General features: G+C 64.0%; 8 protein-coding genes. 4 read left to right on the plus strand and 4 right to left on the minus strand.

Translation table 11 applies throughout. The annotated features are described in order from the left end of the window. Window positions 1-10: 10 nt before the first annotated feature. The 3 genes from IVA96_RS22675 to IVA96_RS22685 are packed head-to-tail and all read right to left on the minus strand — an operon-like array spanning window position 11 to window position 5,767. Entirely contained in the window at window positions 11-3,493 is a 3,483-nt protein-coding gene (locus tag IVA96_RS22675) for an error-prone DNA polymerase (RefSeq protein ID WP_247276677.1), read from the minus strand. After that, entirely contained in the window at window positions 3,490-5,082 is a 1,593-nt protein-coding gene (locus IVA96_RS22680; protein ID WP_247276678.1) for a DNA polymerase Y family protein, read from the minus strand. The genes IVA96_RS22675 and IVA96_RS22680 overlap by 4 nt, the downstream gene beginning before the upstream one ends. Beyond that, window positions 4,979-5,767, minus strand: coding sequence for a DNA repair protein (locus IVA96_RS22685; protein WP_247276679.1), 789 nt, complete (start codon window positions 5,765-5,767; stop codon window positions 4,979-4,981). Before IVA96_RS22685 ends, IVA96_RS22680 begins: the two co-directional genes overlap by 104 nt. Before the next feature lie 163 nt (window positions 5,768-5,930). On the opposite strand from IVA96_RS22685, the gene IVA96_RS22690 reads away from it, so the two are divergent. From IVA96_RS22690 to IVA96_RS22700, 3 genes are all read left to right on the plus strand, one after another. Continuing rightward, window positions 5,931-7,166 (plus strand): putative DNA modification/repair radical SAM protein, encoded by a 1,236-nt coding sequence (locus tag IVA96_RS22690; protein WP_247419287.1) that lies wholly within the window; start codon window positions 5,931-5,933, stop codon window positions 7,164-7,166. After that, window positions 7,166-8,608 (plus strand): UdgX family uracil-DNA binding protein, encoded by a 1,443-nt coding sequence (locus IVA96_RS22695; protein ID WP_247276681.1) that lies wholly within the window; start codon window positions 7,166-7,168, stop codon window positions 8,606-8,608. The genes IVA96_RS22690 and IVA96_RS22695 overlap by 1 nt, the downstream gene beginning before the upstream one ends. A 98-nt stretch (window positions 8,609-8,706) precedes the next feature. Then, on the plus strand, window positions 8,707-10,335 hold the full coding sequence (locus IVA96_RS22700) for an inorganic phosphate transporter (RefSeq protein WP_247276682.1): 1,629 nt from the start codon (window positions 8,707-8,709) through the stop codon (window positions 10,333-10,335). Between the two features lie 155 nt (window positions 10,336-10,490). Here the strand turns inward: IVA96_RS22700 and IVA96_RS22705 are convergent, their stop codons facing one another. After that, window positions 10,491-11,663, minus strand: coding sequence for a M20 aminoacylase family protein (locus IVA96_RS22705; protein WP_247276683.1), 1,173 nt, complete (start codon window positions 11,661-11,663; stop codon window positions 10,491-10,493). A 212-nt stretch (window positions 11,664-11,875) separates the two neighbouring features. Here IVA96_RS22705 and IVA96_RS22710 point away from each other — a divergent pair, with 212 nt between their 5' ends. Next, window positions 11,876-13,495: a GMC family oxidoreductase N-terminal domain-containing protein gene (locus tag IVA96_RS22710; protein WP_247276684.1), complete on the plus strand. Its 1,620-nt coding sequence runs from the start codon at window positions 11,876-11,878 to the stop codon at window positions 13,493-13,495. Window positions 13,496-13,499: the final 4 nt, after the last annotated feature.

The following is a 13,499-nucleotide window of genomic DNA, read 5'->3' on the forward strand; positions in this document are numbered from 1 at the left end:
GCGTCACATCTCAATGAAAATCCCGCGATGGCGGCAGGGTGCGGACGTTGCGGGGGTGGCGGATTTTCTGCGCCGGGCTATCCGCGTGAGCACGGGGATCGTCGTTGAGCGGCTCGACCAGGGCGGTGCCTGCCGGCACCGGATGCTTGCGGCTTAAGGCATCGTTGGCGAGACCTATCAGATCGTGCGAGCGGTCGATCATGCGCTGAGCGATGAGATGCGTCACCTTTTCAGGGCTGCTCTGGATGTAGCCTTCAACCAGGATGAGGCGCGCGCCCATCACCTCCTTGCGGTATTGCTCCATGATCTTGGGCCACACCACGACATTGGCGATGCCGGTTTCGTCCTCTAGCGTCATGAACACGACGCCGCTGGCGCTGCCCGGCCGCTGCCGCACCAAGACCACGCCGGCGCAGCGGACGCGGCGCCGCTCGTTCTCATGGCTGACATCCTTGCAGGCGATGACGCGCTCGCGCGAGAACATCTCGCGGAGGAATTCCATCGGGTGGCCCTTCAGCGACAGGCGGATGGTCTGATAGTCGGCGACCACTTGCTCGGCGCGCGGCATCACTGGCAGCGGCCTTGCGTGCTCGTCCGGCTGCTCGCGCGCGGTGGCCGCCTCGAACAGCGGCAGCGGCACGTCGTCGGGCAGCCGCCGCACCTGCCATAGCGCCTCGCGGCGGTCGAGCCCGAGCGAGCGGAACGCATCGGCATCCGCCAGCAGGATCAGCGCGCGCTTGGGCAGGCCGGTGTCGCGCGCAAAATCTTCGAGCGAGGTGAAGGGACGGCGGTTGCGGGCGGCGACGATGCGGTCGGCCCAGTCCTCTCTCCTGTCATTCCGGCGCGATGCGGCGGCGTCGAGCCCGGAATCCATTACGTCAGGCGTATGCGGCCCGACGGCTTCCGGGCTCGCGCCAAGTGGCGCGTCCCCATTGCGCAATTGCGCAATGGGGAATGACGACTGAGAGCACTTTAGCCTCTCCTCATCCTCGTCCAACCAGTGAAAGCCGTCGATCTGGCGGAAGCCGAGGCGCACGGCGCAGTATTTGCCTCTCCCCTGCTCCAACGTGTTCTGCGCAAAACTGTAGGACACGTCGATGTCGCGCACCTCGACGCCGTTCTTGCGAGCATCCCCGACGATCTGCGCCGGGGCATAAAAGCCCATCGGCTGCGAGTTCAAGAGGCCGCAGCAGAAGGCGTCGGGGTGGTAATGCTTCAGCCATGAAGAAATGTAGACGAGCTGCGCAAAGCTCGCGGCATGGCTCTCCGGAAAGCCGTAAGAGCCAAAACCCTTGATCTGATCAAAGCAGCTTCGGGCAAAGTCGGGATCGTAGCCGCGCGCGACCATGTTGCCGATCAGCTTGTCCTCGTATTTGCCGATGGTGCCGATATTGCGGAAGGTCGCCATCGAGCGGCGCAGGCCATTGGCCTCCTCGGAGGTGAATTTTGCCGCCTCGATCGCGATGCGCATCGCCTGTTCTTGGAACAGCGGGACGCCCTTGGTCTTATGCAGAACCTTGTAGAGCTCGTCCGCGGGACCATGCTCGGGCGATGGCGAGGGATAGCTCACTTTTTCCAGGCCGTTCCGCCGCCGTAAGTAAGGATGCACCATATCGCCCTGGATCGGGCCCGGACGTACGATCGCGACTTCGATGACGAGATCATAGAACGTCCGCGGCTTCAACCGCGGCAGCATGTTCATCTGTGCGCGGCTTTCGACCTGGAACACGCCGAGCGATTCCCCGTCGCAAAGCATGTCATAGACTTTGGGGTCGTCCTGCGGGACGCTCGCCAGCACCCAGCGCTCGCCCTTATGCTCCGCGATCAAATCAAAACACTTGCGGATACAGGTCAGCATGCCCAGCGCCAGCACGTCGACCTTCATCATGCTGAGCGCGTCGACGTCGTCCTTGTCCCATTCGATGAAGGTGCGATCGTCCATCGCGGCGTTGCCGATCGGCACATAGGTGTCGAGCCGGTCCTGCGTCAGCACATAACCGCCCACATGCTGGGAGAGATGGCGCGGGAATTCGATCAGTTCGGTTGCGAGCTCGACCGCGAGGTTGATCATGGGATTGTTGGGATCGAGCCCGGCCTGCCTGACTTGCATGTCGTTAAGACCCTTGCCCCAGCTTCCCCAGACGGTGTCGGCGAGCGCGGCAGTGACATCTTCGGTCAGGCCCAGCGCCTTGCCCACGTCGCGAATGGCACTGCGCGGGCGATAATGGATGACGGTGGCGATGATCGCGGCGCGGTGGCGGCCGTAGCGACGATAGACATATTGCATCACCTCCTCGCGCCGCGAATGCTCGAAATCGACATCGATATCGGGCGGCTCCAGCCGCTCCTTGGAGATGAAGCGCTCGAACAACAGATCGACCTTGGTCGGATCGACCGAGGTGATGCCAAGCACGTAGCACACGGCCGAGTTCGCCGCCGATCCCCGCCCCTGGCACAGGATATTCTGGCTGCGCGCGTAGCGCACGATGTCGTGCACGGTGAGGAAGTAATGCGCGTATCTCAGCTCGGCAATCAGCGTGAGCTCTTTCTTCAGCGTAGCGTACAGTTTCTCGTCGATTTTGGTGATGCCGCCGAAATATTTGTCGACACCGGCCCAGGTCAGATCCTCAAGATGACCTTGCGCGGTCTTGCCCGGCGGCACCGGCTCGTCCGGATATTGGTATTTGAGCTGATCGAGCGAGAAGTCGATTGCATCGGCAAAGCGCATGGTCTCCGCGATCGCCTCGGGGAAATCGCGGAACAGCCGCGACATCTCCTGCGGCGCCTTCAAGAACCGCTCGGCATTGGCTTCCAGCTTCCGTCCGACCGCTTCGATCGTGGTCTTTTCCCGGATGCAGGTCAGCACGTCCTGGAGAGGACGGCGCGCGGGATGATGATAGAGCACCTCGTTGGTCGCGAGCAACGGCACTCTTGCTTTTGCCGCGAGATCATCGAGCCGCGCCAGCCGGCGCCGGTCGTCGCCGCGATAGATCAGGCTCGCCGCCAGCCACACGCCCTCGGCGCGGCTGTCCTTGAGTTTTGCAAGAACATCCAGCGCCTGTGCGGGTTCGAAACGATGCGGCAGCGTCAGGACCAGGAGCTGGCCTTCTGAAAACTCGATGAGGTCGGCGAAGGTGAGACGACACTCGCCCTTCTCGATCCGCGTGATGTCGTCGCCGCGCTTGCCCTTGGTGAGAAGCTGGCACAGCCGACCATAGGCCCCGCGGTCACGCGGATAGACCAGAATGTCCGGCGTGCCGTCGATGAAGACGATGCGCGCACCGATCAGGAGTTTCGGCTTGTGCAGCACCTCGGCATTGTCGAGCTCCTTGTAGGCGCGCACCACGCCGGCCAGCGTGTTGTGATCGGCGATGCCGATCGCGGGAATGCCGAGGATGCTGGCCTGATGCACATAGGCGCGCGGATCCGAGCCGCCGCGCAGGAAGGAAAAATTGGTGGTGATGCCGATCTCGGCATAGGCAGGCGTATTCATGCGAAGAGACCGTGCACATACCAGCCGGGAGAAGCGGGTTTGCCGTCGTCGTCGAACACCTCCCCCTCATAAAGACCGTCGCGAAAGATCCAGAAGCGCAGGCCTTCGGCATCCTCGATGCGGAAATAGTCCCGCGTGAGCTGCTTGCCGTCCTGCCGCCACCATTCCATCGCGATGCGCTCGGGCCCTTCCACCCGCACCACCGCATGCAGCGCGCGGCGCCAGGTGAATTGATGCGGCGGGCCGTCCGGCACGGTCGCAAATGGCACCTTGATCGGCTCCGGCTTGTCGAACAGCCGCAAGGGACGCAGCGGCGGCTCGTTCTCGGCCCGCGCAGGCCATTCCGCCTGCATGGCGGCGGCGAGATGATGCTGCGCCGGCGCGGCTACAACCGCGCATTCAGGGATATGGGTGTCCTGCGGCAGGTGCACGACGACACGCTTGCCGCCGATGCGCGCGGCAATGCGGTCGATCAGTGCGGCGATTTCGTCATTGTCGTGGGCATGGGCATCGAGATCGCGCTGCTCCTGCACCACGATTTCTGTACGGTTCGCCGACAGCCGCACCATGTCGAAGCCGAAGCCAGGATCGAGCGGATCGGCGAGCGCATCGAGACGCTCGCGAAACAGCCGGTCGATGACCGCGCTGCGCGTCACCGGACGCCCGGTCTCGACCGTAATCGCGCGCACCACGCCGTCGGTGCGGAAGAACGCGGCTTCCAGGCGTCGCGCGCCCTTGCCCTGCTTCTCCATGGATGCGATCAACGTGTCGGCAAGCCGCGACAGCGTCATCGCGATCATGGTGTCGGTCGCGATCGGCTCGGCGAAACGTTTTTCCACGATGTAGTCGGGCAGCGGTTTTCGCGGGTTGATCGGCGCATCGCCCTGCCCCAGCGCATGCGCCAGCAGCGTGGAGAACCGGGCGCCGAACCGCGCCGTGATCTCGCTCGGCGAGCGCGAGGCGACGTCGCCGATGGTCTTCAAACCGGCGCGACGCAAGCCTGTGGTGATGACTTCACCTGCACCGAGCGCGGAAATCGGAAATCGGCTGATCGCCTCCGCCTCCTCGCCATCGGCCACGATGGTGCCCGTGGCCTGCCGCGTCAGCGTGCGTGCGCAGATCGAGGTGCCGGCGATCGCCGCGCTGATGGCAAACCCCTGCCGGGCCAATGCGCGAACCAACGTCCGTAACAACGCGGCCTCACCACCGAATAGATGCGCGCAGCCGGTGATGTCCAGAAACAGGCCGTGCGGCGGATCGAGCGCCACCAGCGGCGTGAAGCGGTCGCACCAGTCCGCGACATCGCTCAGCGTCTTCGCATCGGCCACAATATCGGCGTCGAACACTTTCAGGTCCGGACACATCGCCCGCGCATTGGCCAAGGGCTGACCTATATACAGGCCGAGGCGCTCGGCGGCCTCGTCGAGCGCATGGATCACCAGCGCATTGTTGTCCTTGATGACGACGATGCTTGGATCATTGCTCTTATGCAGTCCGACGTTCCCAAAGAACCGCTGAATCCGGTCGATGGGCAGGCGTGGCAGCCACAGGCTGAGAATACGTCGACGGCTCACTGAACTGGCACTCATCACATTTCCATTCCATGGTCCACCGGCCACATGGGCCATGACGATTGCGCAAGAGCTCGGCATCGAAGCGCGGCGCGCCCCAGGCACTCGACACCGGGCCCGGCGGTGAATGCGCTGCGCGCAGCATCCATCGTGTTTCCGCGGTCGAGGGCAGCGGCTGCGCCGCCATGCGCAGCAAGAGCCCGGTGACACCGGAAGCTTGCGCGGCCAGCGTCAGCTTGCGGCTCGCCACGAGATCGAACTGCCTGGTCTCGCCCCAGAGCTCGAGCACCAAGGCCCCCAGCGCATCGCAGGCAAGCGCGTCGGCTGAGCTGCGCAGTGCGCTCTCGACATCAGCGGCGCGCACCATCACCACGCGGCGCGGATCGAGACCGAACTCGGCGAGCCCGCTCATCGACAGCGCGCCGGTTTCGATTTCCGAAAAATCCTGCCGCACCCACAGCAGCGGCCGGCGCGCCGAAACGCGGCCCGCAAGCCCCATGACAAAGCCCGTTGCGGCCGTCCCCTGCCGGCCCTCACAAAACACCTCATGGATCGCCGCACGTGCGAGCCCGCCCTTCAGCGCGCTGTCCGCCTCGCTGTGGCCGAGCGCGACGCGATCGCGCTGATGCACGACCTCCGCCGTCTCGATGCGCTCGATCTGGCTGCGCAAGGTCGCAAGCGCGCTTCTGCGTGCGCCGCTCATGCTCGCCGCTCCTTCAGGGGTGATTGCCGGTGGCTCTCAAAAAGAGAACCAGCGGCTGGCTCATTTGTTCATGATATGTTCTAATATAAAGCTAACGCCGCCCTGGGAGTCAATCGAATTGGCGCGCTTTAGGATTCATGAGTGGAATCAAAGAGATTCAAACATGGACGTACAACGCAAGCTGGAAATCCTGGCGGATGCTGCCAAGTACGACGCATCCTGCGCCTCCAGCGGCACCGAGAAGCGGGATTCCAGCGACGGCAAGGGCATGGGCTCGACCGCGCCGGGCATGGGCATCTGCCATTCTTACGCGCCGGATGGATGCTGCATCTCCCTGCTCAAGGTGCTGCTGACCAATGCCTGCAATTACGATTGCCTCTATTGCGTCAACCGCGCCTCCTCCAACGTGCCGCGCGCCCGCTTCACCATCGACGAGGTCGTCAAGCTGACGCTCGACTTCTACCGGCGCAATTACATCGAGGGCCTGTTTCTCTCCTCCGGCATCATCCGCAGTCCCGATTACACCATGGAGCAAGTGGTCAGCGTCGCGCGAAAACTGCGCGAGGAGCATCACTTCCGCGGCTACATCCACCTCAAGACGATTCCCGAAGCCGACGATGCGCTGATCGCAGCAGCCGGCCAATATGCCGACCGTCTCTCCATCAACATCGAGATGCCGCAGGAGACGAGCCTCAAGCAATTCGCGCCGGAGAAGGACGTGCGCGCGATCCGCCGCACCATGGGCCGGCTGCGGCTCAAGCTCGATGAAGCCGAGGAAGGCCGCAGCGCGAAAACGAAGGCCAAGCCGCAGCGCTTTGCGCCGGCTGGGCAAAGCACGCAGATGATCGTCGGCGCCGACACGGCCTCCGATCACACCATTCTCCACACCAGCGCCAATCTCTACGGCGCCTACCGCCTGCGCCGCGTCTATTATTCCGCGTTCAGCCCGACCCCCGACGCCAGCCGCGCCCTGCCCTTGCGCGCGCCGCCCTTGCTGCGCGAGCACCGCCTCTATCAGGCCGACTGGCTGATGCGGTTCTACGGCTTCGACGTCGGCGAGATCGTCGACGACAGCGCGATGCTGCCGCTCGACATCGATCCAAAGCTCGCCTGGGCACTGCGCCACCGCGACCGCTTTCCGCTCGATGTCAACCGCGCCAGCCGCGAGGAATTGCTGCGCGTGCCGGGCTTCGGCACCAAAGCAGTCGAACGCATCATCGCGACGCGGCGCACGACAATGATCCGCCTCGCCGATCTCGCGCGGCTGCACGTGCCCCGGCACAAGGCGCTGCCGTTCATCGTCCTCAGCGATCACCGCCCCTCACCGCATTGTCTCGACGAGGCGCGGCTGATCGAGCGGTTCAAGCCAAAGGCGACGCAACTGGGATTTGGCTTCTGATGCAATTCATCACTCTCGATCATGAAACCGATTTCGAAGGCTGGCGCAAAGCCGCACGTAGCCTCGTGCTTCACCGCGTCAGGCCAGCCGATGTCACCTGGGCCGTGCAGGGAGGCGAAGCGGAGCTGTTCGCGCCGCCCTCGCCGTCTCTGCTGCCGGAGGGCAGCGATAGCACCTTCAACGTCTCCGCGAAATTCGTCGAGCTCGCCAAAGCGGCAATCCTGCACCGCGACCGCGAACGCTTTGCGATCCTCTATCGCCTGCTATTTCGGCTGAAGGACAATCACGATCTCATCGAGGTCGCAACCGATCCCGATGTCGCGCAAGTCACGGCCATGGCGAAGGCAGTCTACCGCGACGAGCACAAGATGCATGCCTTCGTGCGCTTCCGCGAAATCGGCAGGGAACGCCAGGCGCATTACGTCGCCTGGTTCGAGCCGGAACATCACATCGTCGAGCTCGCCGCGCCATTTTTCGCCAAGCGCTTTGCCGACATGCCCTGGTCGATCCTGACGCCCGACCTCTGCGCGCATTGGGATGGCCACGCACTCTCGTTCACGCCGGGCGTCAGCAAGAGCGAGGCGCCCGGCGAAGACCGTCTGGAGGAAACCTGGCGGCGCTATTATGCCAGCATCTTCAATCCGGCCCGGCTCAAGGTGAAGCCGATGCAGGCCGAGATGCCGAAAAAATACTGGAGGAACCTGCCCGAGGCTTCGATCATTAAGCCCTTGATCGAGGACGCCGAGCGCATGACCGGCGCCATGATCGCCAATGCCGCAACCGATCCGCACAAGCCTCAGAAGCGGCCGGAGGCTCCGATGAAACGCAAAACCACAACCGACGATCTCGACGCGCTTCGCGAGGAGGCCGCGCATTGCCGCGCCTGCCATCTCTACAAGGACGCGACCCAGACGGTGTTCGGCGAGGGCCCGAAGTCCGCCAACATCATGCTGGTCGGCGAGCAGCCCGGCGACAAGGAAGACCTCGCCGGCCATCCCTTTGTCGGCCCGGCCGGCCAGATGCTCGATCGCGCGCTCGAGGAAGCCGGCGTCGATCGCAAGAAGGTCTATGTCACCAATGCCGTCAAGCACTTCAAATTCGTGCCGCGCGGCAAGATCCGCCTGCACCAGAAGCCGAATACGCCGGAGATCCGGGCGTGCCGGCAATGGTATGAGCGGGAGCTGGCGGCCGTTCAGCCCGATCTCGTCGTCGCGATGGGCGCCACCGCCGCGCAAAGCGTGTTCGGCAAGATCACGCCCATCGGCAAAAACCGAGGCCGGTTGATCGACCTTCCCGACGGGCGCAAGGCTTTGGTGACGGTGCATCCGTCTTATCTGCTGCGGCTGCCCGATCCCGAGGCCAAGGTGCTGGAATATCAGCGCTTTGTCGAAGATTTGAAGATCGCGGCCGGCTTGCAGAAGAAGGCTGCACGGGCTGCTTAAATACTGGCAGGAAGGCGGCTTTCACGCCTTGGTTGTCATCCAGCCTTCAAATCCATCGCGGACAATACCCTTACCTGAAGGTTAAGGGGCGTCCAGAGATGACCGATGTAGCATTCGACCGCGCCGTAACAGATCGCGCGCCCGTCCAGCAGGCGTCGCGGCCAAATCTCGACAAGGGCTTCAATCCGCTGACGCTGATCCTGTTCTTCGGCATCCTCGCCGCGGGCGCGCTGTTCGTCGCCTACAGCATCTATGTCGACATCAACGCGACCGGCACGCGGGTGACGACCTACCTGCCCTACATCCTCCTATTCGTCGCGCTCCTCATCGCGCTCGGCTTCGAGTTCGTCAACGGCTTCCACGACACCGCCAATGCGGTGGCCACCGTGATCTACACCCATTCGCTGCCGGCCGAAGTCGCGGTGATGTGGTCGGGCTTCTTCAACTTCCTCGGCGTGCTCTTGTCCTCCGGCGCGGTCGCGTTCGGCATCGTCTCGCTGCTGCCGGTCGAGCTGATCCTCCAGGTCGGCTCCAGCGCCGGTTTCGCCATGGTGTTCGCGCTTCTGATCGCCGCGATCCTCTGGAATCTCGGCACCTGGTTCTTCGGCCTGCCCGCCTCGTCCTCGCACACGCTGATCGGCTCGATCATCGGCGTCGGGGTCGCCAACGCCGTCATGCGCGGCCGCGACGGCACCTCCGGCGTGGACTGGAGCAAGGCGACCGAGATCGGTTACGCGCTGCTGCTGTCGCCGCTGTTCGGCTTCATCTGTGCCGCCGTGCTGTTGCTGCTGCTCAAGTTCATCGTGCGCAATCCGTCTCTGTACGCGGCACCTGAGGGCAACAAGGCGCCGCCACTCTGGATCCGGGGCCTGCTGATCCTGACCTGCACCGGCGTCAGCTTCGCCCACGGCTCCAATGACGGCCAGAAGGGCATGGGCCTGATCATGCTGATCCTGATCGGCACCGTGCCGACGGCTTACGCCCTCAACCGGGCGCTGCCGGAATCTCAGGTCGCCCAGTTCCAGAAGGCCTCCGAGGCTGCCTCCAAGGTGATCTCGGCGAAAGGCGCCGGCCACAGCATCATCGGCGATCCTCGCCCGGCGGTGACGCAATACATCGCCCTGCACGAGCTCAACGATGGTACCTATCCCTCGCTCGCCCTGCTGGTGAAGGACGTTGGCGATCAGGTCGCTCGATACGGCACGTTGAGCAAGGTACCCGCCGAAGCCGTCGGCAACACCCGCAACGACATGTACCTGACCTCGGAAGCGATCCGCTTCCTGATGAAGGATAAGGCGAACGATCTCAACAAGGACGAGATCGCGGTGCTCAACACCTACAAGGGCTCGCTCGACGCCGCGACCAAGTTCATCCCGACCTGGGTGAAGATCGCAGTCGCCATCGCGCTCGGCCTCGGCACCATGATCGGCTGGAAGCGCATCGTTATCACCGTCGGCGAGAAGATCGGCAAAAGCCATCTCACCTATGCGCAGGGAGCCTCGGCCGAGCTCGTGGCCGCCGCCACGATCGGCGCGGCCGACGTGTTCGGCCTGCCCGTCTCGACCACTCACGTGCTGTCGTCCGGCGTCGCCGGCACCATGGCGGCCAACGGCTCGGGCCTGCAATGGTCGACCATCCGCAATCTGCTGATGGCCTGGGTGCTGACGCTGCCCTGCGCGATCATGTTGTCGGCCACGCTCTACGTGATCTTCTCGCGGATGTTCTGAGAAGAACGACACTTCATAAATGCGGATGGCCGGGCCTTAGCCCGGCCATTTGCATTCAAGATTGTCATTCCGGGGCGGCTCGAAGAGCCGAACCCGGGATCTCGAGATTCCAGGTCTGATCCTGCGGACCATCCCGGAATGACGACTCAGAAGCCTTAAGACGCCGCCAGCTGTTCCTCGACCAGCTTGACCCAGTAGGACGTACCGAAGACGATCGCCTCGTCGTTGAAATTGTAGGCGGGGTGATGCAGGCCGGCGCTGTCGCCGTTGCCGCAGAAGATGAACGCTCCAGGCCGCGCTTCCAGCATATAGGCAAAATCCTCGCCGCCCATCAGCGGCGGCATCTCGTGCACGTTGGCGTCCCCTGCGACCTGCTTGGCGATGCGCCTTGCCACCTCGGTCTCCGCAGCGTGGTTGTTCACCACCGGATAATTGCGCTTGTAGCGCAGATCGATCTTGGCGCCGGTGATCTGCGCCACGCCGGCCACAACTTCGCGGACGCGCTTCTCGACCAGCTGGCGCACCTCCGGCGACAGCGTGCGGATAGTGCCCCTCAGCGTCGCCGTCTGCGGAATGACGTTGCGGGCATTGCCGGCGTGGAACTCGCAGATCGAGATCACAGCCGATTCCAGGGGATCGACGCTGCGCGCAACGATCGATTGCAGGGCAGTGATCACCTGTGCACCGACCAGCACGGAGTCCACGCATTTGTGCGGACGCGCGGCATGGCCGCCGACGCCCTCGATCAGAATGTCGACCTCGTCGGTCGCCGCCATGATCGGTCCCGGCCGGATCGCAAACGAGCCGATCGGGATGCCCGGGCCGTTGTGCATGCCATAGACCTGCTCGATGCCGAAACGCTCCATAAGGCCATCCTTGACCATGGCCTCGCCGCCGGCGCCGCCCTCCTCGGCCGGCTGGAAGATCACCACGGCATCGCCGGCGAAGTTGCGGGTCTCGGCCAGGTAGCGCGCCGCACCCAGCAGCATCGCGGTGTGGCCGTCATGGCCGCAGGCGTGCATCTTGCCCGGGTTCTTCGAGGCGTAAGGCAGGTTGGTCTGCTCCTCGACCGGGAGCGCGTCCATGTCGGCGCGCAGACCGATCACCTTGAGCCCGTCGCCGGCCGGCTTGCTGCCTTTGATGACGCCGACCACGCCGGTCTGGCCGAGGCCAGTCACGACCTCATCGCAGCCGAACTCGCGCAGGCGGTCAGCGATAAATGCTGCGGTGCGGTGAACCTCGTACAGCAGCTCCGGATGCTGATGGATGTCCCGGCGCCAGGCCTGAATATCCGGTTGGAGGTCGGCGACGCGGTTCACGATAGGCATGGAGGATCTCAAGCTTTTTTGGGAACACAGGATTGTCCTACCATGCAAGCGCCGGTCCACCTAACTCCGGTGGATCGAAGGTAACCTGTCCTTTCGTCATGGCCGGGCTTTTAGCCAGCTTGTCTTGGCCATCTACGTCCGACTATTACGACAGAAAGCGCGTGGATGGCCGGGACAAGCCCTGGCATGACGCCTATTGGGATGGACGCAGAATGCCAAGACGGCTCGAAGGTGAGTTTGACTACATTATCGTCGGAGCCGGCACCGCGGGATGTATCGTCGCGAACCGGCTGTCGGCCGATCGCAACAACCGCGTCCTCATCCTCGAAGCCGGCGGCGACGACAATTGGATCTGGTTCCACATCCCGGTCGGCTATCTCTTCGCGATCGGCAATCCGCGCTCGGACTGGATGTTCAAGACTGAAGCCGAGCCGGGCTTGAACGGCCGCGCGCTCGCCTATCCCCGCGGCAAGGTGATCGGCGGCTGCTCGGCGATCAACGCCATGATCTCCATGCGCGGACAGGCTGCCGACTACGACCATTGGCGCCAGCTCGGGCTGACCGGCTGGGGCTATGGCGACGTGCTGCCGCTGTTCAAACGGCTGGAGGATCATTTCCTTGGGCCGAGCGAGCATCATGGCACAGGAGGCGGCTGGCGCATCGAGGCGCCGCGACTGTCGTGGGACATTCTCGACGCCGTTGGGGACGCCGCCGAGGAGATGGGCATCAAGCGCATCCCGGACTTCAACACCGGGGACAACGAAGGCACCAGCTATTTCCACGTCAACCAGAAGCGCGGCCGGCGCTGGTCGTCGGCGCGCGGCTTCCTCAAGCCCGCGCTGAACCGTCCCAATCTGCGGCTGGAAAAGCATGTACTCGTCGACCGCCTGGTCATCGAGCAGGGCCGCGCCGTCGGCGTGCGCTTCATCCAGAATGGCGAGATCATCGAGGCGCGCGCCAAGCGCGAGGTGATCCTCTCGGCCGGTTCGATCGGCTCGGTGCAGGTGCTGCATCGCTCCGGCATCGGCCCCGCCGACTGGCTTTCGCCGCTCGGCATCGACATCGTCGTGGACCGGCCCGGCGTCGGGCGCAACTTGCAGGATCATCTCCAGCAGCGCGCGATCTACAAGGTCGAAGGGGTGCGCACGCTGAACGAGACCTATTACAACCTGTTTCGCCGCGGCCTGATGGGGCTCGACTACGCCTTCCGCCGCCGCGGGCCGCTGACCATGGCGCCATCGCAGCTCGGCATTTTCACGCGCTCCGATGCGACGCGCGCACGCGCCAACATCCAGTTTCACGTGCAGCCGCTGTCGCTCGACAAGTTCGGCGATCCCCTGCACCGCTTCCCCGCGATCACGGTGAGCGCGTGCAATCTCCAACCGACCTCTCGCGGCACCGTGCGGCTGCGCTCGGCAACGCCTGAAGAGAAGCCGATCATTGCGCCGAATTACCTGTCGACCGACGACGATCGCCAGGTCGGCGCCGACGCCATCCGCACCACGCGACGCCTGATGCAGCAGAAGGCGCTGGCAAAATACCGCCCGATCGAATATCTGCCCGGCCCCACCGTCGGCGACGACGATGCCTCGCTTGCGAAGGCTGCCGGCGACATCGGCACCACCATCTTCCATCCCGTCGGCACCGCGAAGATGGGCGCGGCGAACGATCCGATGGCGGTGGTCGACGAACGCCTGCGCTTCTACGGCCTCGGCGGTCTTCGCATCGTCGATGCCTCGATCATGCCGACCATCACCTCGGGCAACACCAACACGCCGACCGCGATGATCGCGGAGAAAGGTGCGGCGATGATTTTGGAGGATGCGAAGTAGCATC

The sequence above is a fragment of the Bradyrhizobium sp. 159 genome, from assembly GCF_023073795.1.
Classification (GTDB): Bacteria; Pseudomonadota; Alphaproteobacteria; order Rhizobiales; family Xanthobacteraceae; genus Bradyrhizobium.

Excerpts from the sequence above, each read along its gene's own strand:
- IVA96_RS22695 (WP_247276681.1), top strand. The coding sequence starts at position 7,166 with ATGCAATTCATCACTCTCGATCATGAAACCGATTTCGAAGGCTGGCGC.
- IVA96_RS22700 (WP_247276682.1), top strand. The coding sequence starts at position 8,707 with ATGACCGATGTAGCATTCGACCGCGCCGTAACAGATCGCGCGCCCGTC.
- IVA96_RS22705 (WP_247276683.1), bottom strand. The coding sequence starts at position 11,663 with ATGCCTATCGTGAACCGCGTCGCCGACCTCCAACCGGATATTCAGGCC.
- IVA96_RS22710 (WP_247276684.1), top strand. The coding sequence starts at position 11,876 with ATGCCAAGACGGCTCGAAGGTGAGTTTGACTACATTATCGTCGGAGCC.
- IVA96_RS22680 (WP_247276678.1), bottom strand. The coding sequence starts at position 5,082 with ATGAGTGCCAGTTCAGTGAGCCGTCGACGTATTCTCAGCCTGTGGCTG.
- IVA96_RS22675 (WP_247276677.1), bottom strand. The coding sequence starts at position 3,493 with ATGAATACGCCTGCCTATGCCGAGATCGGCATCACCACCAATTTTTCC.
- IVA96_RS22690 (WP_247419287.1), top strand. The coding sequence starts at position 5,931 with ATGGACGTACAACGCAAGCTGGAAATCCTGGCGGATGCTGCCAAGTAC.
- IVA96_RS22685 (WP_247276679.1), bottom strand. The coding sequence starts at position 5,767 with ATGAGCGGCGCACGCAGAAGCGCGCTTGCGACCTTGCGCAGCCAGATC.